This window comes from Citrobacter sp. CF971, assembly GCF_006385635.1.
GTDB classification, from domain to species: Bacteria; Pseudomonadota; Gammaproteobacteria; order Enterobacterales; family Enterobacteriaceae; genus Citrobacter; species Citrobacter freundii.
This window is the reverse complement of record NZ_CP041051.1, coordinates 3,134,049-3,157,854: the sequence shown is the minus strand read 5'-3', so window position 1 is coordinate 3,157,854 and position 23,806 is coordinate 3,134,049. Positions and strand designations below refer to the sequence as shown.

Here is a 23,806-nt window from a genome sequence, read left to right as displayed (position 1 = left end):
GCGGGTGGGTGTTTTGTCGAATATTTCAGTCAATCGGGTGCTGTTGTTGCTGGTGCTTCTTACTTTCGCGGCGGCAGCGCTGCCTTTCATTAGCTATGCCCCTAATCGTCTGGTGTCCGGCGAAGGTCGTCAACTCTGGGATATCAGCTCCGACACGGCATGGGGATTGGCGGTGGCCTGTTTGCTGCTGTGTCTTCTGAGCGTTGTACCGGGAAGGTCCGGTAATATATTGGCGCTTATCGTTTGCCAACTGTTGGTGATCGCCGCGCTGGTAACCGCAGGTACAACGGCAACGTATCTGGCGAAGACAGGGAGTCCGCTGGCCAGAACTAGTCTGGGCAGTGGATTCTGGTTGGGCGTGGGGCTGATGCTGTTGGCCGCCAGTGACGCTATTCGTCGCATCACCGCTCAGGCACTGTGGCGTTGGGCGCTGCATGCTCAAATATTCATTGTGCCGCTGGTGCTTTTGTTCTCCGGCACGTTTAACGATCTTTCTCTGCTTAAAGAATATGCCAACCGCCAGGATGTCTTCAACGACGCGCTGGCGCAACATTTGACGATTCTGTTTGCTACCGTGGTGCCCGCGCTGCTTATTGGTGTGCCACTGGGCATCTGGTGTGCTTTCTCTGTCGCCCGTCAGGGGCCGGTTTTTGCACTACTGAATATCATCCAAACCATTCCTTCAGTCGCGCTGTTTGGCCTGTTAATTGCGCCGCTTGCCGGGTTGGTGAAGCACTTTCCTTTATTGGGCAAGTTCGGCGTCGCGGGAACCGGTATGACGCCTGCGCTTATTGCGTTGGTGCTGTATGCGTTGTTACCGCTTGTACGTGGCGTTGTGGCTGGGTTGAATCAGGTACCGCGGGATGTACTGGAAAGCGCTCGAGCGATGGGAATGAACACTTTCCAGCGATTTGTCTCGGTGCAGTTCCCGCTGGCATTGCCGGTCTTCTTACGCAGTTTACGGGTAGTGATGGTGCAAACCATGGGAATGGCGGTGATTGCCGCTCTGATTGGCGCAGGGGGATTTGGCGCGCTGGTCTTTCAGGGATTGCTCAGTAGCGCCGTCGATTTAGTGCTGTTGGGCGTGATCCCAGTCGTTGTGCTGGCAGTGTTGATTGATGCGCTGTTTGATTTAGGTCTCGCGCTGCTAAAGGTATCGAATAATGATTGAATTTCGCCACGTCAGTAAAACCTATGGTCAGCAAAAAGCCGTTGATGACCTTAACCTGCATTTAGGGGAGGGCAGCTTTTCGGTGTTAATCGGCACGTCAGGTTCGGGGAAGTCCACCACGCTAAAGATGATCAATCGGCTGGTTGAACACGACAGCGGGCAGATCCGCTTTGCCGGAGAAGAAATTCGTAGCCTGCCGGTGCTGGAGCTACGACGGCGCATGGGGTACGCGATTCAGTCTATTGGCTTGTTTCCCCACTGGACCGTCGCGCAGAACATCGCCACCGTACCGCAACTGCAAAAGTGGTCGCGCTCACGTATTGATGACCGAACAGATGAACTGATGGCTCTGCTGGGTCTTGAGGCGAGTTTGCGCCACCGTTATCCGCATCAGCTTTCCGGCGGACAGCAGCAGCGGGTCGGGGTTGCGCGTGCGTTGGCGGCGGATCCGCAGGTGCTATTGATGGATGAGCCTTTTGGCGCGCTGGACCCGGTCACCCGCGGTGCGCTGCAGCAGGAGATGACGCGTATTCACCGTCTGCTCGGGCGTACCATTGTGCTGGTGACGCATGATATCGACGAGGCGCTAAGACTGGCGGAGCATCTGGTGCTGATGGATGCAGGAAAGGTCGTGCAGCAAGGCACGCCGCTGTCGATGCTCACCGCGCCAGCGAATGATTTCGTACAAACCTTTTTTGGCCGCAGTGAACTGGGCGTTCGGCTGTTGTCGCTGCGTACGGTAGGCGATTTTATTCGTCGCGGAGAACACTCAGACGGCGAGCCGCTGGTGGATGAGATGACGCTTCGTGATGCGTTATCGGTGTTCGTGGCGCGCGGTTGCGACGTATTACCTGTCGTGACGCTGCAGGGGGTACCCTGCGGAACGCTCCATTTTCGCGATTTGCTTTCGGAGATGCCGACCCGTGAAACGTCTTGCTGATCCACTGCTGTGGCTTGTTACGTTGTTTCTGATCCTGTTGGTTGGATTGCCTCACAGTCAGACCCTGTTTAGTTCGCTGTTTCCTGAGCTGCCACGTCCCGTGTATCAGCAGGAAAGTTTTACAGCGTTGGCGCTGGCCCATTTTACACTGGTGGGGATCTCAAGCCTTATCGCCGTATTGATTGGCGTTGGGGCGGGAATTGCGGTAACCCGACCCTGGGGCGCAGAATTCAGGCCGATAGTGGAAACGATTGCCGCCGTGGGGCAGACATTTCCGCCAGTTGCGGTGTTGGCGATAGCTGTACCGGTGATGGGATTTGGTCCTGAACCGGCAATTATTGCGCTGATCCTGTATGGGGTATTACCGATCTTGCAGGCAACCCTGGCGGGACTTGGCGGCATTTCTTCCAGCGTGATGGATATCGCCAGTGGAATGGGCATGAGTCAGGGGCAGCGGCTGCGTAAAGTAGAGTTACCGCTGGCGGCCCCGGTTATTCTGGCCGGGATTCGCACGTCGGTGATTATTAATATAGGCACTGCAACCATCGCCTCAACCGTTGGAGCGAACACGCTGGGTACGCCGATTATTATCGGGCTGAGTGGGTTCAATACCGCCTATGTGATTCAGGGGGCGCTGTTGGTCGCGCTGGCAGCGGTAATTGTTGACCGCGGTTTTGAGAAATTAGCGAGACATCTTACCCGGCACGTAAAATAAAGGTATAACCTGCCAGCATGACACCGCCGATACCGCCGATGGCCATCAGCAGGAAGAGGGTAATGACACCGATTTTAGCTGCGCTCATTATGCACTCCTTATGTGAATCCAAGGATTGTACACGTTTGTTAATAGAATATTAAATACCGAGTGGATAAATATCGTGACCCAACGCGCGCCATTCATTCAGCTGTTGTTGCTGAGCGGGCGTTTGGTTATCGCCGCACCAGACAAGCAAGGTACGACCTTCAAACAGCTCCGGTCGCAGTTGGTTCAGCGAATGAGCAAGGACGTCAATGCGCCACCCCTGCTGGCTGGCGACCCAACCTTCCAGCCATAAGCGGGTCGTATCCTGAATGTTCCAGCCAACCACCAGAGCATCTTTGCCCTGTTTCTTGCGTGCTGAGGCAAGACAAATCGCGATGTAGTTGATTAGTACGCCGTCGAGGATCCCCAGTAACGCCTGGAGGATCGGCTGCTGACATTGCAGACGTCGGCGTAACGGAATGAATAAATGGGTGTTGAGCGTTTGTGCGGGATAATCCTGACCACGCTCTTTTATCCACAGTCTGAGACTATGCAGATTATTACTTTGCAAATAGTTCAACAGCGTCTCTTGTTGTTCACGCCAACCGTTATGCACATCAATGCTCTCATTGCTGAGCAACATTTTAACCTTGCTGACCTGGACACCGTTGTTGATCCAGCGTTTTATCTCACGGATCCGATCGATATCCGCGTCGTTAAACAGGCGATGTCCGCCGTCTGTCCGTTGCGGTTTCAGTAATCCGTAACGCCTCTGCCACGCGCGTAAAGTGACAGGGTTGATATCACAAAGCAAAGCCACTTCACCAATTGTGTAAAGCGCCATCGTCGTCTCACTTATGCTTGCGAGGTCCCAGTTTTACTTTAGACGCTCTTTTGCGAACCAGGTAGTTTTGCCTGTTTTTTGATCAATAAATGGGTGGGTTTGTAGTCATGATCGCGCTTTCGAGTGATCGTTCTCACAAATTCCTTTTTTTTTGCAACACTTCAAAGAAAGTTACGCGCAGCCCATGTATGTTACGCGCTTTTAAGAGATGTGTGGTTGGCGGGTATGTACGAGTTTAATCTGGTGTTGCTGCTGCTTCAGCAGATGTGCGTGTTTCTCGTTATCGCGTGGCTCATGAGCAAAACGCGTTTGTTTATTCCGCTGATGCAGGTGACTATCCGGCTGCCGCACAAACTGCTTTGCTACGTTACCTTTTCCATTTTCTGCATTTTGGGCACCTATTTCGGGCTGCACATTGATGACTCCATTGCGAATACTCGCGCTATTGGTGCGGTAATGGGCGGGCTGCTTGGCGGCCCTGTGGTTGGCGGCTTAGTCGGTCTGACCGGTGGTTTACATCGTTATTCAATGGGCGGAATGACGGCGCTTAGCTGCATGATCTCGACCATTGTGGAAGGGTTGCTCGGCGGACTGGTGCACAGCGTGCTCACCCGTCGTGGTCGTACCGATAAAGTATTCAGCCCGCTGACGGCGGGCGCCATTACCTTTGTTGCTGAACTGGTGCAGATGTTGATCATCTTATTGATCGCCAGGCCGTTTGATGATGCCTACCGACTGGTCAGCAATATTGCCGCGCCTATGATGGTGACCAATACCGTCGGCGCCGCCTTATTTATGCGTATTTTGCTCGATAAACGGGCGATGTTTGAAAAATATACCTCCGCTTTTTCCGCCACCGCGCTCAAAGTTGCCGCTTCAACGGAAGGGATTTTGCGCCAGGGGTTCAACGAGGTTAACAGCATGAAGGTTGCTCAGGTGCTGTATGAAGAGCTGGATATCGGTGCGGTGGCGATTACCGATCGTGAGAAACTGCTGGCATTTACCGGTATTGGTGATGACCATCATCTGCCGGGCAAACCTATCTCTTCCTCGTACACTCAGCGGGCGATTGAAACCGGAGAGGTGGTTTATGCCGACGGTAATGAAGTCCCTTATCGCTGCTCTTTGCATCCGCAATGTAAATTAGGTTCGACGCTGGTGATCCCTCTGCGGGGTGAAAACCAGCGGGTGATGGGGACCATCAAACTGTATGAAGCCAAAAACCGTCTCTTTAGCTCAATCAACCGCACGCTGGGGGAAGGGATCGCCCAACTGCTTTCGGCTCAGATTTTGGCCGGGCAGTATGAGCGGCAAAAAGCGATGCTCACGCAGTCGGAAATAAAACTCCTGCACGCCCAGGTCAATCCCCATTTTCTGTTTAATGCGCTCAACACCATCAAAGCTGTGATCCGACGTGATAGCGAGCAGGCCAGCCAACTGGTGCAGTATCTGTCGACGTTCTTTCGTAAAAATTTAAAACGCCCGTCGGAAATTGTGACGCTGGCCGATGAAATTGAACACGTTAATGCTTATCTGCAAATTGAAAAGGCACGGTTCCAATCGCGTCTTCAGGTGACCTTGACGGTGCCAGAAGAACTTTCGCATCAGCAATTACCCGCTTTTACTCTGCAACCCATCGTGGAGAATGCTATCAAACACGGTACTTCTCAGTTGCTGGATACCGGTGAAGTATCGATTACCGCCCGTCGAGAAGGGCAATATCTGATGCTGGATATCGAAGATAATGCCGGGCTGTATCAGCCAACATCAGAAGCCAGTGGACTGGGTATGAATCTGGTCGATAAACGACTGCGCGAGCGGTTTGGCGATGATTTTGGCATTAGCGTAGCGTGTGAACCTGACCGCTTTACCCGAATCACTTTACGACTTCCCCTGGAGGAACTGGCATGATCAAAGTGCTAATTGTCGATGACGAACCGTTAGCCCGGGAGAATCTGCGGATCCTGTTGCAGGAGCAAAGCGACATCGAGATTGTCGGCGAATGTTCGAATGCGGTGGAAGCCATTGGCGCGGTACATAAATTGCGTCCGGATGTTCTGTTCCTTGATATTCAGATGCCGCGAATCAGCGGCCTGGAAATGGTTGGCATGCTTGATCCCGAGCATCGTCCGTACATTGTTTTTCTGACCGCCTTTGATGAGTATGCGGTGAAAGCCTTTGAAGAACATGCGTTTGATTATCTGCTCAAGCCGATCGAAGAAGCTCGGCTGGAAAAAACGCTGATCCGTTTGCGTCAGGAGCGCACGAAGCAGGATGTATCACTCCTGCCAGAAAATCAGCAGGCGCTGAAGTTTATTCCGTGCAGCGGTCACAGCCGAATTTATTTGTTGCAAATGGATGATGTGGCGTTTATCAGCAGCCGTATGAGTGGCGTATATGTGACCAGCAGTGATGGTAAAGAAGGCTTCACTGAGCTGACGCTCAGGACGCTGGAGAGCCGTACTCCTCTGCTGCGTTGTCATAGACAATATCTGGTAAATATGGCGCAATTGCAGGAGATCCGTCTGGAAGACAACGGCCAGGCGGAACTGATTTTGCGTAACGGGCTGACTGTTCCGGTGAGTCGTCGTTATCTTAAAAGTCTAAAAGAGGCGATTGGACTGTAAAACTGATACACTGCGCGCCATTGCATCACCGACAGTTGAAGGCTCTATGCTAAGTAACGATATTCTTCGTAGCCTGCGCTACACCCTGAAAGCGAACAATAACGACATGGTGCGTATTCTTGCGCTTGCTGACATGGAATCCATCTCCGCAAATTTCGATACCTGGACGACAAAAGAAGATGAAGACGGGTTTGTTCGCTGCCCGGATATCATTCTCTCCGGTTTTTTAAACGGTCTGATTTATCATCTGCGTGGTAAAGATGATTCTGCACCGGAACTGGCACTTGAGCGTCGTGTTAACAATAATACGGTGCTGAAAAAACTGCGTATCGCTTTTTCACTGAAAACCGATGATATTCTGGCAATTATGACCGAGCAGAAATTCCGTGTGTCGATGCCGGAAATTACCGCCATGATGCGCGCGCCGGACCATAAGAATTATCGCGAATGCGGCGATCAGTTCCTGCGTTATTTTCTGCGTGGTTTAACGTCGCGAGAGCATAAAAAGAAAGCGTAAAGCAGCGCTGGCGACCACGATCAAAATCGGGTCGCCGTTGCTTTACTTCACTTCTTTAAAACCCGCCGATTCCATTACCGTTTGCATTTGCTTCATGCTGATGTTTTTATCGGCGTTTTCAGATAGTTTCATCCCTGAAATGGCCTGCAACGCTTTTATATCAACTTTTTCCATATCGATAGTGACATTTTCTTGCGCGTAGGTATCTGAATAGGTGAGTTTTTCTTCTATACCAGTAATGTTTTGATATTTGGCGCTTAATGCGTCGAATACTTTTGCTGCTTCTTCTTTATTGCTGGCACCGACTGACGCATAGCTGATTTTACTTTCAGAGATTTGCTTCAGGACCTTATCACCTTTATAGGTGTAAGAGACAGTGATATCCGAACCGTTGAGGTTGGCATTAAATGTTTTTGTCTCTACTTTATCACCGCATCCTGCCAGGGAAAAAAACACAACCGATACCACGGCGAGAGTGAAAAATTTATGTAACGCTTTCATGTAAAACTCCATTTCATGAATATCGGATGTTAAACAATAACCTCCACGAATCTGGTAAGCCCGGACTATCTTGATCCCAGTGCAGTATAGAATAAATCTAATATTAACAACTGAGCAGTCCGAAAATGGATTAAGGGTTAAGATTAGAGGAAGCACTCACGTAGCAAAAAAAAGCGCTGCGGTTGCAGCGCTTGAGATACTTGACTTACTTCACCTGTTGGCCTGGTTTTGCACCTTCATCCGGGCTTAACAGGAAGATATCTTTCCCGCCAGGACCTGCGGCCATTACCATCCCTTCAGAAATGCCGAAGCGCATCTTACGAGGAGCCAGGTTAGCAACCATAATGGTCTGGCGGCCAATCAGGGTTTGTGGATCCGGATACGCAGAACGAATACCAGAGAAGACGTTTCGTTTCTCACCACCGAGATCCAGCGTCAGACGCAGCAGTTTGTCGGAACCTTCCACGAATTCGGCGTTTTCAATCAACGCTACGCGCAGGTCAACTTTGGCGAAATCGTCAAAGGTGATGGTTTCCTGAATCGGGTCATCCGCCAGCGGACCGGTTACTGGTGCGGCAGCGGCTTTCACTTCTTCTTTCGACGCTTCCACCAGCGCTTCAACTTGTTTCATGTCGATGCGATTGTACAGCGCTTTAAAGGTGTTGACCTTGTGACCGAGCAGTGGCTGCTCAATGGCATCCCAGCTCAGTTCGCAGTTAAGGAACGCTTCCACACGTTCAGCAAGCGTTGGCAGAACCGGCTTCAGGTAGGTCATCAGCACACGGAACAGGTTAATGCCCATGGAGCAAATTGCCTGCAGGTCGGCATCGCGGCCTTCCTGTTTAGCCACAACCCACGGTGCTTGTTCGTCAACGTAGCGGTTTGCCACGTCGGCCAGCGCCATGATTTCACGAATAGCTTTACCAAATTCACGGCTTTCCCATGCTTCGCCGATCGCTGCTGCGGCGTCGGTGAAGGTTTTATACAGCGCCGGGTCGGCCAGCTCAGTCGCCAGAATGCCGTCAAAACGCTTAGCAATAAAGCCTGCATTACGGGATGCCAGGTTGACTACTTTGTTGACGATATCGGCATTAACGCGCTGGACAAAGTCCTCCAGGTTCAGGTCGATGTCATCAATACGTGAAGATAGTTTCGCCGTGTAGTAATAGCGCAGACTGTCGGCATCGAAGTGCTTCAGCCAGGTGCTTGCCTTAATGAAGGTGCCACGAGATTTAGACATCTTCGCGCCGTTCACCGTCACATAACCGTGGACGAACAGGTTGGTCGGCTTACGGAAGTTACTGCCTTCCAGCATGGCAGGCCAGAACAGGCTGTGGAAGTAAACGATATCCTTACCGATGAAGTGATACAGCTCGGCGTCGGAATCTTTCTTCCAGTATTCATCAAAGCTGGTGGTGTCACCGCGCTTATCGCACAGGTTTTTGAATGAACCCATATAGCCAATTGGCGCGTCCAGCCAGACGTAGAAGTATTTGCCAGGCGCATTCGGGATTTCAAAACCGAAGTACGGGGAATCGCGGGAAATATCCCACTGTTGCAGGCCGGATTCGAACCATTCCTGCATTTTGTTGGCGACCTGCTCCTGTAACGCGCCGCTGCGCGTCCACGCCTGCAGCATTTCGCTGAATGACGGCAGATCAAAGAAGAAGTGTTCGGAGTCACGCATCACCGGCGTCGCGCCAGACACAACGGATTTCGGCTCGATAAGTTCGGTCGGGCTGTAGGTTGCGCCGCAGACTTCACAGTTATCGCCGTACTGATCCGGAGACTTACATTTCGGGCAGGTGCCTTTAACAAAACGATCCGGCAGGAACATGCCTTTTTCCGGATCGTAAAGCTGGGAGATTGTACGGTTCTTAATAAAACCGTTTTCCTTCAGGCGCGTGTAAATCAGCTCAGACAGCTCACGGTTCTCTTCGCTGTGCGTCGAGTGGTAGTTGTCATAGCTGATGTCAAAACCTGCAAAATCAGTCTGATGCTCCTGACTCATTTCACCGATCATCTGCTCTGGCGTGATCCCAAGCTGCTGTGCTTTCAGCATGATTGGCGTACCGTGTGCGTCGTCCGCGCAGATGAAGTTAACCTGGTGGCCGCGCATTCGCTGGTAACGGACCCAGACATCAGCCTGGATGTGCTCCAGCATATGGCCGAGGTGGATTGAGCCGTTGGCGTACGGCAGCGCGCACGTTACCAGAATTTTCTTCGCGACTTGAGTCATAGTGGGCAATTACTTCTTTTGTAGTGAAAAGGGCTTTGATAGTACCAAAATGGTAATTACTGCGCCAAGCGATAAGGGCATTTATCCGTAAATGAATAATTGTTGCGGTTGGAGTAAACTACCTGGTGACTATTGTATATTCAGAACAACAAAAAGGAGTCGGGATGAACGCACAATCCCAGGCCAAATCACCAGAGACCCTGCGCGCCATGGTTGCCGGGACGCTGGCGAATTTTCAGCATTCAACCCTGAAGCATAATCTGACGACGCTTAAAGCGTTGCACCACGTCGCCTGGATGGATGACACGTTGCACGTTGAGCTGGTCATGCCGTTCGTTTGGCATAGCGCGTTTGAGGACTTAAAAGAGCAATGTAGCGCCGATCTGCTGCGTATTACCGGCGCGAAAGCGATCGACTGGAAACTGTCGCATAACATCGCGACGCTGAAACGCGTGAAAAATCAGCCAGGTATTAATGGTGTGAAAAACATCATCGCCGTCAGTTCAGGTAAAGGTGGCGTGGGTAAATCTTCTACCGCCGTGAACCTGGCGCTGGCACTGGCTGCAGAAGGGGCGAAAGTGGGGATTCTGGACGCCGATATTTATGGTCCGTCTATCCCGACAATGCTTGGCGCGGAAAACCAGCGTCCAACCTCGCCAGATGGTACCCACATGGCGCCGATCATGTCTCATGGTCTGGCAACGAACTCCATTGGTTATCTGGTCACTGACGATAACGCGATGGTGTGGCGCGGCCCGATGGCCAGTAAAGCGCTGTTGCAGATGTTGCAGGAAACCTTATGGCCGGATCTTGATTATCTGGTACTGGATATGCCGCCGGGCACTGGTGACATCCAGCTGACGCTGGCGCAGAACATTCCGGTAACGGGCGCGGTTGTTGTCACTACGCCGCAGGACATCGCGCTGATCGATGCGAAAAAAGGCATTGTGATGTTCGAAAAAGTCGAAGTGCCGGTATTGGGTATTGTTGAGAATATGAGTATGCATATTTGCAGCAACTGTGGTCACCATGAGCCAATCTTTGGCACCGGTGGCGCGCAGAAACTGGCCGAGCAGTACCACACCCAACTGCTGGGACAAATGCCGCTGCATATTTCTCTGCGTGAAGACCTCGATCGCGGTACGCCGACGGTTATCAGCCGTCCAGACAGCGAATTTACCGCCATTTACCGCGACCTTGCAGGGCGTGTGGCGGCACAGCTGTATTGGCAGGGAGAAGTTATTCCGGGCGAGATTGCTTTCCGCGCGGTGTAATTTATAGCGTTACAGATATTCACCGCATTAATGTATTATTGATGCGGTGAATATATTAAATTTAAAAATATTACGATATTGTTCATTCTGCGTTTATAATTCATACCTTTTTCCGAATAAATCATCTCAATGCATCATTGTAATTGATCAAATCTATCGCATTAATCTACAATTTCAATTGGATTGAACAGCGCGTTTTGCCCGTATTACGCTGACAGGCCATCTGCATGTTATTTGATGTTAACCACAGAGGTGACGATAAAAATGAAAATTAGCTCGCTGATGGGAACTATCATTCTGACTTATGGAATAAGTGCATCTGCGTTTGCTTCCGATACCGCGACCTTAACAATCAGTGGACGAGTAACCAAACCAACCTGTAGTACCGATGTTGTGAATAATGACGTGCAACAGCGGTGTGGCAAGACACTTCATTTTTCAACTGTTAACGATGTTGCTTCTTCACCTGCGCGCGGAGTGGTGACGGAAGTGGTTACAGTCCCTGGCGATACCACGCGACAGATCGTACTCAATCGCTACGATTAAAAAGAACGCCTTTATTAACCACATATCATTTTAATGAATGATGTGTGGTTTTTTTATGCATAGAATAAATCCTTCCTGGCAGTTAATTGCATAGATTTATTAATTCTGAAAATAATACAAATCCTGATTTATTTGTTGCATGTATATTGCGATTTGTAACTTGTTTTAAATCAATAAAACAACGTGTTTACATTGCGGCAACGTTTCAGCTGTGAGAATTTCTTTTCAAGAGATAACTGCTCTTAACAAATCGAAATTAATTCATTAGGGAAGATATTATGAAACGTTCAATTATTTCTGCTGCTGTTCTGTCTGTTGTATTTATGAGCGCTGGGGCTTTTGCTGCTGATACCGATCAGGGTGAATTAATTATTACGGGTAAGGTGGTTGGAACTACCTGTAAATTTACTGGTGATTCCACCGCGACTATTGGTATGAACCAAATTGGTGCTGACAGATTAAATGCTTTGAGTGCTGGTGGTGTTTATGATGGTTACACAAATAAAACTACTGTACCACTGACAGTAGAGTGTACGGGGACTGAAGCACCGAAAATTACTTTTTCCAGTTCTCAATTCGATAGCACGAATAAATACATTACACGAAATACTGCCTCGAATAACGGTGCTGGTTTTGCAGTCTATTATGGTAATGAACAGGTTAATCCTGAGTCTGGTATTCAGTTAACCAAAACAGCCGACAATAAATATGTTCTGGACTTTAGTGCGCGTTATGCGAAAGTTGGAACTGGTATTGTCGAGAGTGGTGATGTTGCCTCTTCGCTTACGATGACCGTAGTTACTGATTAAGATTACTATCCTGTTTGTCGGCGGCTGCGGCCGCCGATTATTTCTGTAGTAAGGATAATTATAATGAAAAAGATATTAGCATTATTTTTGGCTGGCACAGTATTGCCTGCGTGGGGTGGGATTTATATTTACGGTACGCGTATCATTTATCCGGCGCAGAAAAAAGAGATTACCGTGCAGTTAATGAATGAAGGCAATCGCAGTGCACTCGTCCAGTCGTGGATTGATGATGGTGACACCGACCTGCCGCCGGAGAAAATTCAGGTACCGTTTGTGATGACACCGCCGGTGGCAAAGGTGAGCGGTGGTTCTGGCCAACAGCTGAAAATTAAGCTGTTGCCAAATACGTTGCCGAAAGATCGCGAAAGTTTATTCTTCCTTAACGTGCTGGATATCCCACCGAACTCTGCGGATTCCGAAGGTAAGAACATCATTAAATTTGCGATGCAAAACCGTATTAAATTTATTTATCGCCCACAGGGAATTGCCGGCGTTGATAAAAATAGCTTTACCCAACTGAACATCAGGAATAGTGGTAGCGGTATTACAATCAAGAATAATTCGGCTAACTGGATAACTATCCCTGAGCTTAGCGGTAAAGCGAAACTTAATAAAGAAACTATGCTGTTGGCACCGTGGTCAGAAAAAATGCTGAGCACTGCTGCTATTGTGAGTCATTACAATGTTACGCTTATTGATGATCACGGCAATTATTTGAGTGAAAAAATCAAAACTGAAAAATAGCTCAAGGACTGGCTATGTCAAAGATTAATTCGATTACACTGGCCATTTTGTCGGTGCTGGCGACTTCATCATCTGTATGGGCTGAAGAAGAAACGTTTGACACCCACTTTATGATTGGTGGTTTAAATGGTGAAAAAATATCACGCTATCTAATTGATGGTGATAAGCCCATGCCAGGCATGTACGAGATGGACGTTTATCTGAATAATCAGTGGCGTGGTCAGTATGATATTAATATTAAAACCGATCCCGATGAAACATGTTTATCCTGGGCACAATTGCAGCAGATAGGCATTCGTACCGACGGTATTAAAGCGGATAAAAGCGTGGATTGTGTTTCGCTACGTTCAGCAGTCCAGGGCGGCAGCATAGGGTATGATATTGGGCAGTTTGCATTAAATCTGAGCGTACCTCAGGCATTTGTGAACGAATATGAACCGGGTTATATGCCTCCAGAAACTTGGGATCGTGGAATAAATGCGTTTTATACGGCTTATTATGTCAGCCAGTATTACAGTGATTATAAACACGGCGGTAATGATAAAAGTAGCTATGTTAATCTGAACAGCGGATTGAATTTGCTTGGCTGGCAGTTGCATTCGAATGCCAACTATACCAAAGGCAACGAAGGTAGCGGTGAGTGGAAAAGTAATACGTTATATGTGGAACGTGGTATTCCGTCAATTCTCGGTACATTGCGCGCCGGGGACATGTATACCGGGGCAGATATTTTTGACGCGGTACGCTTTCGCGGGGTGCGTATCTGGCGTGATATGCAAATGTTACCGAACTCAAAACAGAATTTTACCCCTGTAGTACGTGGTATTGCCCAGAGCAACGCGCTGGTAACCATCGAACAAAACGGTTTTGTGATTTATCAAAAAGAGGTCTCTCCAGGCCCATTTGCTATTGATGATTTGCAGCTTGCCGGCGGTGGTGCAGATCTGGATGTGAGTGTTAAAGAGGCAGATGGTTCGATAAGACATTACCTGGTACCTTATTCATCGGTACCGAATATGTTGCAGACGGGTGTGGCGAAATATGATTTAGCTGCCGGACGTAGCGATATTGCAGGTGCGAGTAATCAGTCTGATTTTATGCAGGGTAGTTATTTTTATGGCTTGAACAATCTGCTTACAGTTTATGGCGGCTCAATGTTATCGGATAACTATTATTCATTTGCGCTTGGCACAGGATGGAATACGCCAATTGGTGCGGTTTCGGTAGACGCCACACGATCGCACAGTGAGCAGGATAACGGCGTTTTTGACGGACAGAGTTATCAGGTAGCATGGAATAAATATGTCGCACAGACCGGAACTCAGTTTGCGCTGGCGGCCTTTCGCTACTCTTCGCGGGATTATCGTACCTTTAACGATCACGTTTGGGCGAATAACAAAAATAGCTACAACCGCGATGAAAATGATGTTTATGACATTGCTGATTATTATCAGAATGACTTTGGCCGTAAGAACAGTTTTTCCCTGAACATCAATCAGGCATTGCCTGGCGACTTGGGATTTCTGGCCGTAAGCGGTTTGTGGCGTGATTACTGGCAACGCAGCGGAACGGGTAAAGATTATCAAATAAGTTATTCGAACTCCTGGCAACGTATCAGCTATACCTTTGCCGTTAGCCAAACGTACGATGAGGATAATCACGAGGATAAGCGTTTTAACCTGTATATCTCCATCCCATTCTCGTGGGGGGACGGGATATCTACCCCTCGCCGCGATCTGTTTGTCTCTAACTCAACGACATTCGATGATGACGGTTATCAGTCGAATAACACCAGCTTAAGCGGGGTGGCGGGTAATCGCGATCAGTTTAGCTACGGCGCCAACCTCAGCCATCAGCGGCAGGGGAATGAAACAACTGCGGGCGGTAATATGGCTTGGCGCGCGCAAATAGCGACCATAGGCGGCAGCTACAGCCAGTCGAATAAGTATCAACAGGCCAGCGGTAATATTCAGGGCGGTGTTGTGGTGTGGTCTGACGGCGTGGCGCTGACGTCCCGGCTTTCCGATACTTTCGCCATTGTTAAAGCGCCGGGTTTACAGGGGGCGGCGGTGCAGGGACACCGTTACTTAACAACGGACAGCAAAGGTTACGCTGTGTATGACAGCCTGACGCCGTATCGTGAAAATATGCTGATGCTGGATTTGTCCGACAGTAAAAGCGATGTGGCGCTGCTGGGTAATCGTAAAGCTAATGTCCCTTATCGCGGCGCGGTCGTGATGACGGAGTTTGAAACCGATCGGCGTAAACTATGGTATTTCCTCGCCCAACGACCAGACGGCTCTCCGTTATCATTCGGCTATGAGGTTGAAGATAGCGCAGGTAATAACGTCGGTCTGATCGGCCAGGGCAGTCGGTTATTTATTCGCACCAACGACATTCCCGCATCGGTACGCGTCGTGGTTAATAAAAAGCAGGGACAATTCTGCACGATTACCTTCGATAAGATGATTGATGAGAATAAAGTCTATATTTGCCGATAAGGGATTCGTTTATGAAAAAATATTGGGTTTTAATTTTATGGTTGCTTCCTTTCTTGGGGCAGGCTAAATGTACCTTAGGTTCGAATACATCAGCACAACAAACGATAGAGCTGGACATGACGACAGTAAAGGTGGGTTCTCCTGTTCGTCTTTTAATAAACACAAACCTAAACGATACTTTTTCATGTAATGAAAATACAGATTTTATGGATTATACGACGCCATTTCAAAACTATGTCATAGAATTGAAGGAGCCCGGTGCGAATAAATCTATTTTTCTAAAATTTAACATGCTCGAAAATACTGAATTTCCTGTTGCGACGGGTAATGGGGGAGGGGTAATTGCCTCAAAATCATATACAACACAAGAGGCGTTTAACTCAAAACCATTTATTCTTGAAGTTTCATATATAACACCTGGCAGTGCTGATTTAACGATATCTAGTGGTAATACGATAAATTTGGGGCGTCCGGCAATCAATATTTTAGCTGATAATTCATGTCGGAAGAGTCTTGGGGCGTGGCTATGGTGTTGGTTGACAGGTAAACTGAGTGGTAAAAATACTTACGCACAAAATATTACATTTACCGTCAAGCACAAACCAACAACCTGTCGTTTCTCCCAGTCGACATACGAAATTAAGATGCCGAATACGACGCTAAAAGAAATGTTAAGCGCAAACAATACTAAATCTGGTTCCACAGAACTGGAACTGAAATGCGAAAGCATCAATAACGTCACTACCAATCCAGTGAGTTTTAAAGTGGTACGCGGCGACTGGGATAGTAGTGGAACGATACTGAAAAATACCGTAATGAATGGCGCAAAGGGAGTGGGTTTCCAGATTTTTAACGGCAGTGCGACATCGCCGTTGAAATTGGGGGATACGCTGATGAACAAAATAGCTAAACTGACTGAAATCAAAAGTAGTTACACTTTTCCCATCACTGCGAAATATGTTCGCGTAACAGGAGAATCACTACAGCCTGGTGACGTACAAAGTAAAGTGACCTTTGCGGTATCTTACGACTAATTGATTGGTGGTTATCTCACGTACTTTCTTGCTGAAAGTACGTGTTTTTATTCGATTAGCGGTGATAAAAAATCTCGCCATCGTAGGCTTTAATGATCTTAGCATCGGCATCATTGACCAGCACATACGCGCCGCCCATGTAGGTCCAGTGGGTGCCTGCCGTCGGCGCGGGCAGATTGCGTAGATTCCACTGTTTAATGGTGTATTCTTCGGTGAGATACAGTGGTGGGACCTTGTCACCGGGTTTGAAATGGGTGAAGTCAGCAATAAAGCTGCTCAGTTCATATTTATCGATACCGGTGGGGGCAGCTGTTGCGGTTGGCGCGGCCCAGACGACGCTGCTTGCAAGCAGAAGTGCACCCAGCAACATTTTATTCTTCATACCCATCCTCTCTACCTCTTCGGGTCATCAAAATCAGTCATGTATCATTCCTGGCATACCGGATGTCTGACAAGCACTATTTTGTGATCACTCCAGTCATTTCGTAAAAAGTGTAAATGAAAGTACAGAATTGCAGCAATCTTGACCAGTAGTTTCACTTTGGGGGCGGGTAGTACGCCAATTTACATCGCTAAGCACAGGCAGTATCCTGTTACTGAAACCAGCATATTACGTTTGTGTTTCAACGACTCGGGGTGCCCTTCCTGGTGAAGGCTGAGAAATACCCGTACCACCTGATCTGGATAATGCCAGCGTAGGTTGCCAAAATTCTGTTTAGTATTCATATGGTTACATTTCTTTTTGTCCGTGTGTAATGCACCTAAGGTACAAAAAGAGCATAATTATGAGGTACAAAACCCTACCATACACGTTTCAACGAAACGGTAACTACTATCTACAGATCCGGCTTTCAAATGGCAGGATGTTTAAAAAATCTCTTCTTACCGATAGTTATCGCGAAGCCTCTGCTTTGATGGTTCGCATCACTCCACATGTTCCTTTTATTAAATCATTAGCAACTCCGATCTCGATGCTTGATGAGTTTGTGTCAAACCTGATTTTGTCAGAACGTAGGGTTGTGAAAGTTCCATTGTTACCCAGCCTACCGATTGTTCTTCCCGTTGAAATCGAGGGACCATCGGCACAAGCCGAGCCGGAAAACGTGTTAACTCTCTCTGATGCTTGGGTTATGTACAAAGCCGAAAAGGGGCGTAATTGGACTAAATCGATCTCAATGGCAAATGAACGTTACATTGAAGTATTGTTTGTAGTGTTGGGGCAAAATACGGATGTAACAGCGATCACTAAACAGGACATTAGACAGGTGATGGAAGTTGTTGAGAATTTACCTAAGCGTGTTGTCCAACCATATCGCTCGATGAATGTTCAGCAGTTGATAGATTGTGATGACGTGCCACCTGATGAGCTTGTTGGTGTTGAGGCTATCCATAAGCATCTTAAAGTCTACAAATCGCTGTTCAAGACCTTTCTCACAGAAAACAAAGAAATTTTGATGAAGTCACCAACTGATGGTGTAGTGGCTGCACCATCTAAAGCAAGATTTGGTGCATACAATTCGGCGGAGATGAAGAAGTTTGTAGAATGGGCACACAAGCAGCCAGATGGCTGGCTGAAGTGGATTACATTGTTGTTGGCATACACCGGAGCCAGAAGAGGCGAAATCGCAAAACTGGAAAAATCACAGATTAAATTTGATGAGGATAGCCAGCGATATTACTTCCTTCTTGCAGAAGGAGGGCAGGGGAAAACAGAAAATGCCACCCGGCAAGTAGTAATCCACACCAAGCTGATCGAATGGGGTTTCATGGAATACGTTGATCGCCAGTGGAAAGAACGGATTTTTTCAGAAGTGGCAGGTACTAATATGACTAAGATCGGTAAAGAATTTGCTGATGTGCGTGATCAGCTTGGCATTTCGTACTTAGACGATTTTGGACAGCGGAGGCTTTTGCATAGTATTCGCCATTCTGTTTGTTCTGCTGCGATGTCTGGATGGGTAACTAACATCTTGCATTTGCAACAAACGGTAGGTCATGAAAAAAGCGGAGGGATCACAAAACGCTATTTGCATACCTTCCCTCTATCGTCAATTTGTTATGTAATTGATGGGATTAGATGGATTTAAGCTATGTAGCATGAATAAGCTGCATTTTATCGTGTTTTAAAATAAATCTAACTTTCGGTAAAAATATTATACAAGGAGTTCAGTTGTATGAGTCAATCTAAGAAACACCATTATGTACCAGCGTGTTATTTGAAAGGATTTACCAATGAGGGGAAAAGAACATCTTTATTTTGGGCGTTTCCAAAAAATAAGCCTGGGTTCAAACATGGTACAAATCCTAATGATGCCTGTGTAAGCAATAATTATTATAAATTAGAAGAGAATACGCGACCATTATTTATTGAAGAATGGTATGGTAATACGGTCGAACCACGTATTGGTGAGTTTTTAGAGACTATAGATATGGTCAAAGAAATTAACTCCAAAGATGAAGGTTTAATCTGGTTGTTATCATCTTTATTTTTGAGAACCCCACAGCATAGAAATAATATCGAAACACCTTTAAAACAAGAACAAAAAATAATAGAGTCAATGAAAAAAGACCTTACGCAAAGAGGAGTTAAATTAGATGTCTCTGTAGCGAACTACAATATAGATGACATCATAGAGTACGAACTTAAACAAACTGAAATTGCCGCAGGCTATTTCCCTATGTTTAATTATTCTCTTATTAAGTCACCAGATGGAATTAATACTATCACCAGTGATGCCCCACTTTTTTTAACGCATAATACACGTGAAGTATTTGGGTTAGCTACTAAAGGAACAATGATATTGGCACCTTTGAATAAGAATACATTTTTATTTGGAAGTAAAGAAATGAAATTAATGCCAGTCCATAATGCTACGCAAAAAGAAATTGCCGATTTAAATACAATGATTATGAATTCTTCAAATGAGAGATGTTTTTCTAATAACGAACACTTTTTTCTTCTTGATGAGAATGAAAATGTTGTAAAGTATCCATTTTAGTAATTGGATTAATCTTTTTCAGGCATGATGCGTTCAAAGTGAATAGGTTATGTGAATTCCATAAAAATAACTAAGTAGGCATGACTTCAATTAATTATAATATTAAGTGTGCGTTCTAAAATGATAATTCAAATGATTTTTGTTGAATGTTAATAAAGTTAAAATTATAATGACATTATATTATAGTTAAAGAGAGAGTTGTAATGGCAAAGAAAAATAAGAGATTACTTTATTCCTCTGTGATATGGACTAATACAATAACACTTGTAATTTTTATTTCTGGTATTTTTTATCAGAACTATCATGAATATAAAACGCAAATAGAACAGAATAATAGGTTGCTATATTTAATAGGTGCAGAAGCCCAAAGGAATATGATTTCAATGCTTCCTATGAGCGATGAGTACATCAAGTTTAGAGATTATCAGAGATGTTTTAAACTTGATGAAATCAATGAGGATGAAGCCGAATTTATAATTACATCTGCATATTCTATTAAGACTGATGTTTATACGACATTATTGGATAAATTTATGTTTCTTTCATCTGAAGATCTTAAGTTTGTAATGATGTACTATAGTAATGTATTGAATTTCAAAGACTTCTCTCATTCAATTGATGAAGCTATCAAAGCTAAAGGCTTTGATGTGGTCAGTTTAGACAATAGAAGGAGATTGCTACGTCAATATTGTGTTCAGTCGCAGACCATACAGGAAACTATGAGTAGGTTTCTTTCACGTTCACAGTAATTAAATTGGAATATATCCATTTTTTTTTGAACGATAAAGGTCATATATCTAAAATTGCTAAAGTAAATTTATAAGTTATTTCCTCTATGGAAATACCAAAAAGTAGTTACTGGAAACAAAAGACATTATCATAAATGGGGTGGGTTTATAATCAACTATATCTATCTTTGGAATTTCGACTCTTCATAATAGAGTTAATTATATATTCTCTCCCGCAACAATGCATAGCGAGTAAATTAGCTAATACAGAGATCTTTTTTGAGGGAAATTCACCGAGAAAATCAGTGCGAAAAATTATTTATATAGCGATAGGTATGCTAAAAAATGGAGTATGACGATCCAGTAAGGGCGGATGGTGATGTCTCATTTTATATCAAGTCCGATGCTCGGCTGAGCAATCACCTTTAAGAAAGTGCCAGTTATGTCACATTATTAACAGCCTCACCAAGGATATCGGGAGGATTCGAACATTACAAAATGGTAAGCTTTTATTCTTTACCTCCATCCACTATATCAGCGTTCAATGACGCTAATACCAGCGAGCATTTCTTTTTTTACGCGAAATACTGTAGCCCTGCCGCAATCGCATAGTTTCGCGATTTCATCAGGTGTATCTTCCCTGCCTGCAACATATCAATAATTTTCTTATGTAGTTCTTGGTTCTTTTGCTTGCCCTTGTACTTCCGGGCTTCTTTGGCAAGGGCGATCCCCTCGTTGCGGCGTGAAGCGATCATTCCTCGCTCAAACTCTGCAACGGCTCCCATCATGGTTAGGATAAGGCGTGATTGTGGCGAGTTATCAAAGCTCATTGAGTTAGCAAGGAACTGAACAGTGATCCCACGAGCAACCAGGTTATCAATCATTTCCAGCAAATCGCGAGTATTGCGTGCCAGGCGGTCAATGCTGTGGGCGACGAGAGTGTCACCTTCGCGGAGGTGTGAAAGCAGATTCAACAATTCAGGTCTATCGCTGGTGGACTTGCCAGATTCTTTCTCTGTCACTATTTTATTGCAAACAGGTTCCAGTACTGCCAATTGGCGATCAAGATTCTGGCTCCGGTCGGAAACACGAGCATAACCAAAAATCATTTCCTTGCCCTCGCTCTCTGAAAGTATCATTTGAATTAACTGAAGGATACAGTATCATTTAAGTGCAATAAACATCTAAATGATACTTGGCGATGCAGGAAAACGGAGTATCGTTGGGGAGTACCCAAAAGAGATTTTCGATCGTTCGTTTTTTAGTCAATGTAGGGTTAGTGAAAAGTTCAGTACTGAGTACTGAGTTCTGAGTACACAGCATTTGGTCGGCGGGGTTGAACCTGATCAGACGAGCGAGATTTTAAATCGTGCAGAAAAATTCTAACTGTACTTTTATCTGAGTAAACGATCCCTTTAGATTTTTTGCCAAAAATCGGGAGGTCTGGCTTTTAATTATTTTGCGACCTAAAGGCCAGTACTTTTAGCGAGGACGAAAAAGCGATTGACGTGCGGCACGAATCCGTCATGGAAATCCAGTTTTATTCACTTGTTATGTCAAAATATAAGTCAAACTTTGTTCATTTACTCCAAAGTGTACTCAGTTTACTCTTAATCTCATCAGTAATTGCTGAGTGATTTGACTCATAGATGATTTTAAGTGCTTCAATGTTACTATCATTTTTAAATACTCGTCGCATTGAAGATGCCTTTGTTCTTGCAGTACTTTCCTTCCATTCTGGATGTTCAGTCACCATTTTCTTAACAAGATTGGTTGCATCCATTCCACTTTCAACACATTGATAGTATTCAATAAAAGTCTGCATTCCTATTGTTTGTACATCACGGATAATGTTTGAATCTGGTTTTACCGTGTTCTCTTTACTTGAACGTGCTGTGTCTGGTTCAAAAAACTCAATGAGGTCTGTTACGCGTGGGTCTTTTAGTAATAAATTGCTTATTCTTAAAGTATAGCCATTTTGATGTTTATTATAAAATCCATATTCCTTCACTAATTCATGTGGTATGGAAATAGCGTAACGAATTGAGAAATCATGATTGTATATTACGGCGATGAGTTCATTGAACTGATTAAGTTCATAATTCCTGATAATTCCAAGTACTAATGATTTATTCCTGAGGTTATTTTTCCTGGATTTAATCTGTATTTTTCGACCTTCTGAAGTTGTTGCATCGTACCCTTTAGTGCTCGGAGGAGCTAACTCCATCTGCATTTTCTCAGCAACCAGCCATTCGGTGTACTCACAGACAGGATTGTTACGAGTTCTGATCACATCTCTTCGTTCCAGCTCGTCAAGTGTCAGTTGATTTAGTTGCATCAACTCAACGCAACTCAATTGCGATAAATCCATTACTAACTCCAGAATCTCATTTTCTTTTTCAGTTCTTCAACTTTCAGTGTTTCACTACCACGATGAACCATTGCGTGGCAGTTTGGGCAAAGGGGAATCATGTCAGTCACTGGATCGACAACGTAATTTTCACCAATCGTATGCAAGGGCTTTATGTGGTGCACATGAATGAATCCTCGACCATGTTCACCATAGACCTTCTCAAAGTCAAACCCGCAACATTTACAGGTTGTGCCGTGATGCTGGATGCAAGCATGGCGAGCTTTGGGATCACGCTCGTAGTAGTTGACTGTTACCTGCGTTTTCGCACCTTCAACAAAACACTCTCCTGAAGGGATTTCATCAGGGAATGGATTAGGCATAAAATCTGCGTACCATATTTCCCCTTCTTTTCGTAGATAACGCTTGTTCAATTTTCGCTCAAAATCTTTGATTACTGCGACTTCAGGGTTATCTGGATGTTCAGAGAAAACCATGTTGAAGGTGAACAATTCATAGCCTTCATGAGCTAAGCGGATGTGCTCCAATGCCTGTGTATAGCCCGGTTGCCTTTTGTTATTTGAGTTGTACTCCCAACGCTCCCGGAGAATAACAGACCTCTCTTGATCACTCTCAACATCCCATGACCCAAAAATGACCATTTTCTTTTCATGATTAACAAACGACCAACTCCAAGTCCAGTTATTGCAAGTAGCCCCGAGTGACTGGATGAATTGCTTCCGGTTCATATCTAATCCTTCGTGCATATCGCGATATAAAAATATCTTATGTTATTGGAGAAGTATGAGTCTTTTTCTGTAATACTGCGAGCATTTCTTGTGCTGAAAGGCCGCTTTCACGGCCTTGTTTAACACCGTATTCACTAAGAACGATCAAGTACCATATACGCTGGCTGGCACATACTTCCCCGCTCCTGTAGCCAGTAGTAATCAAGATCGGCGACCCTGTCATTCAACCCCGAATCCACACGGTTGATCTGTAACCGTAGCCCTACAGTATCCTTGTACGATAAACCAGATTTAACATTGAATTTGTACTTAACACCGTTTTCCTGTTCAAACTGTTTAAGGAAAGGCGTCATTTGTTTCTGAATTTCTTTCAAACAAATAACCTCATTATCAATAGCAAAGGGGGTTACTGTTTTTCCATCAGGTACAGCAGCCTGTAAATGAAAGGAAGTACTCAACAATAACAGCATTGCAACAGAAGTCTTTTTCAC

Annotated in this window: 23 protein-coding genes, 1 pseudogene and 1 riboswitch; of the genes and pseudogenes, 15 read left to right on the top strand and 9 right to left on the bottom strand. The window is 45.9% G+C overall.

From position 1 onward, the window contains the following. Positions 1-4 precede the first annotated feature (4 nt). Genes E6P06_RS18830 through E6P06_RS18820 form a run of 3 tightly spaced genes read left to right on the top strand, consistent with a single transcriptional unit; the run spans position 5 to position 2,826 of the window. Positions 5-1,171, top strand: a complete 1,167-nt coding sequence (locus E6P06_RS18830; protein ID WP_275944391.1) for an ABC transporter permease — start codon at positions 5-7, stop codon at positions 1,169-1,171. Then, positions 1,164-2,111 (top strand): ABC transporter ATP-binding protein, encoded by a 948-nt coding sequence (locus E6P06_RS18825; RefSeq protein ID WP_032949638.1) that lies wholly within the window; start codon positions 1,164-1,166, stop codon positions 2,109-2,111. Before E6P06_RS18830 ends, E6P06_RS18825 begins: the two co-directional genes overlap by 8 nt. Further along, on the top strand, positions 2,095-2,826 hold the full coding sequence (locus E6P06_RS18820) for an ABC transporter permease (RefSeq protein ID WP_086539162.1): 732 nt from the start codon (positions 2,095-2,097) through the stop codon (positions 2,824-2,826). The genes E6P06_RS18825 and E6P06_RS18820 overlap by 17 nt, the downstream gene beginning before the upstream one ends. On the opposite strand, the gene E6P06_RS18815 is transcribed toward E6P06_RS18820, so the two are convergent. Then, entirely contained in the window at positions 2,807-2,914 is a 108-nt protein-coding gene (locus tag E6P06_RS18815; RefSeq protein ID WP_003027354.1) for a protein YohO, read from the bottom strand. The genes E6P06_RS18820 and E6P06_RS18815 overlap by 20 nt on opposite strands. 51 nt (positions 2,915-2,965) lie before the next feature. Beyond that, positions 2,966-3,697, bottom strand: coding sequence for an HTH-type transcriptional regulator MlrA (gene mlrA / locus E6P06_RS18810; protein WP_049002964.1), 732 nt, complete (start codon positions 3,695-3,697; stop codon positions 2,966-2,968). 225 nt (positions 3,698-3,922) lie between these two features. Here mlrA and E6P06_RS18805 point away from each other — a divergent pair, with 225 nt between their 5' ends. The 3 genes from E6P06_RS18805 to E6P06_RS18795 are packed head-to-tail and all read left to right on the top strand — an operon-like array spanning position 3,923 to position 6,841. Then, positions 3,923-5,608 carry a sensor histidine kinase gene (locus E6P06_RS18805; protein ID WP_003027348.1) on the top strand — a complete coding sequence of 562 codons (1,686 nt, stop codon included), beginning with the start codon at positions 3,923-3,925 and terminating at the stop codon, positions 5,606-5,608. Continuing rightward, entirely contained in the window at positions 5,605-6,324 is a 720-nt protein-coding gene (gene btsR / locus E6P06_RS18800) for a two-component system response regulator BtsR (RefSeq protein ID WP_003840155.1), read from the top strand. The genes E6P06_RS18805 and btsR overlap by 4 nt, the downstream gene beginning before the upstream one ends. A gap of 46 nt (positions 6,325-6,370) precedes the next feature. Beyond that, entirely contained in the window at positions 6,371-6,841 is a 471-nt protein-coding gene (locus tag E6P06_RS18795) for a DUF1456 family protein (protein WP_003027346.1), read from the top strand. 42 nt (positions 6,842-6,883) lie between these two features. Here E6P06_RS18795 and E6P06_RS18790 read toward each other — a convergent pair whose 3' ends face one another. Both E6P06_RS18790 and metG read right to left on the bottom strand, forming a co-directional pair. After that, complete coding sequence (locus E6P06_RS18790) at positions 6,884-7,342, bottom strand: YehR family lipoprotein (protein WP_003840158.1); 459 nt, start codon at positions 7,340-7,342, stop codon at positions 6,884-6,886. 205 nt (positions 7,343-7,547) lie between these two features. After that, positions 7,548-9,581 carry a methionine--tRNA ligase gene (gene metG, locus E6P06_RS18785; protein WP_003027344.1) on the bottom strand — a complete coding sequence of 678 codons (2,034 nt, stop codon included), beginning with the start codon at positions 9,579-9,581 and terminating at the stop codon, positions 7,548-7,550. Between the two features lie 164 nt (positions 9,582-9,745). Here metG and apbC point away from each other — a divergent pair, with 164 nt between their 5' ends. The 6 genes from apbC to E6P06_RS18755 all read left to right on the top strand — a co-directional run bounded on the left by apbC (position 9,746) and on the right by E6P06_RS18755 (position 16,489). Next, complete coding sequence (gene apbC / locus E6P06_RS18780; protein WP_003027343.1) at positions 9,746-10,855, top strand: iron-sulfur cluster carrier protein ApbC; 1,110 nt, start codon at positions 9,746-9,748, stop codon at positions 10,853-10,855. A gap of 264 nt (positions 10,856-11,119) precedes the next feature. Next, complete coding sequence (locus tag E6P06_RS18775; protein ID WP_071698166.1) at positions 11,120-11,401, top strand: DUF2574 family protein; 282 nt, start codon at positions 11,120-11,122, stop codon at positions 11,399-11,401. 278 nt (positions 11,402-11,679) lie between these two features. After that, complete coding sequence (gene yehD, locus E6P06_RS18770) at positions 11,680-12,210, top strand: fimbrial protein YehD (RefSeq protein WP_003844375.1); 531 nt, start codon at positions 11,680-11,682, stop codon at positions 12,208-12,210. A 63-nt stretch (positions 12,211-12,273) separates the two neighbouring features. After that, a complete protein-coding gene (locus tag E6P06_RS18765; protein WP_016150640.1) occupies positions 12,274-12,954 on the top strand; it encodes a fimbrial assembly chaperone in 681 nt (226 codons plus the stop codon). A 14-nt stretch (positions 12,955-12,968) separates the two neighbouring features. Next, positions 12,969-15,455, top strand: a complete 2,487-nt coding sequence (locus E6P06_RS18760; protein WP_121540237.1) for a fimbrial biogenesis outer membrane usher protein — start codon at positions 12,969-12,971, stop codon at positions 15,453-15,455. Positions 15,456-15,466: 11 nt separating this feature from the next. Next, a complete protein-coding gene (locus tag E6P06_RS18755) occupies positions 15,467-16,489 on the top strand; it encodes a fimbrial protein (RefSeq protein WP_044711382.1) in 1,023 nt (340 codons plus the stop codon). Positions 16,490-16,544: 55 nt separating this feature from the next. Here E6P06_RS18755 and E6P06_RS18750 read toward each other — a convergent pair whose 3' ends face one another. Beyond that, the gene (locus E6P06_RS18750; protein WP_016150637.1) at positions 16,545-16,877 is read right to left on the bottom strand and encodes an RcnB family protein; all 333 of its coding nucleotides are present in this window, start codon (positions 16,875-16,877) and stop codon (positions 16,545-16,547) included. A gap of 234 nt (positions 16,878-17,111) precedes the next feature. Continuing rightward, positions 17,112-17,207, top strand: a riboswitch (TPP riboswitch). Between the two features lie 67 nt (positions 17,208-17,274). Between E6P06_RS18750 and E6P06_RS18745 the strand changes: the two genes are divergently transcribed. The 3 genes from E6P06_RS18745 (at position 17,275) to E6P06_RS18735 (ending at position 20,237) form a co-directional block, all read left to right on the top strand. After that, complete coding sequence (locus tag E6P06_RS18745; protein ID WP_139935565.1) at positions 17,275-18,576, top strand: tyrosine-type recombinase/integrase; 1,302 nt, start codon at positions 17,275-17,277, stop codon at positions 18,574-18,576. An 87-nt stretch (positions 18,577-18,663) separates the two neighbouring features. Continuing rightward, positions 18,664-19,488 (top strand): DUF4238 domain-containing protein, encoded by an 825-nt coding sequence (locus E6P06_RS18740; protein ID WP_114680519.1) that lies wholly within the window; start codon positions 18,664-18,666, stop codon positions 19,486-19,488. 203 nt (positions 19,489-19,691) lie between these two features. Then, positions 19,692-20,237: a hypothetical protein gene (locus E6P06_RS18735; protein ID WP_114680518.1), complete on the top strand. Its 546-nt coding sequence runs from the start codon at positions 19,692-19,694 to the stop codon at positions 20,235-20,237. Positions 20,238-20,750: 513 nt separating this feature from the next. Here E6P06_RS18735 and E6P06_RS18730 read toward each other — a convergent pair. From E6P06_RS18730 to E6P06_RS18715, 4 genes and pseudogenes are all read right to left on the bottom strand, one after another. Beyond that, positions 20,751-21,325 (bottom strand): annotated as a pseudogene (locus E6P06_RS18730) (recombinase family protein). A gap of 470 nt (positions 21,326-21,795) precedes the next feature. Continuing rightward, positions 21,796-22,587: a hypothetical protein gene (locus E6P06_RS18725; RefSeq protein WP_053069295.1), complete on the bottom strand. Its 792-nt coding sequence runs from the start codon at positions 22,585-22,587 to the stop codon at positions 21,796-21,798. A 2-nt stretch (positions 22,588-22,589) separates the two neighbouring features. Then, positions 22,590-23,315 (bottom strand): HNH endonuclease, encoded by a 726-nt coding sequence (locus tag E6P06_RS18720; RefSeq protein WP_032181891.1) that lies wholly within the window; start codon positions 23,313-23,315, stop codon positions 22,590-22,592. Positions 23,316-23,449: 134 nt separating this feature from the next. Continuing rightward, positions 23,450-23,806: a hypothetical protein gene (locus E6P06_RS18715; RefSeq protein WP_114680515.1), complete on the bottom strand. Its 357-nt coding sequence runs from the start codon at positions 23,804-23,806 to the stop codon at positions 23,450-23,452.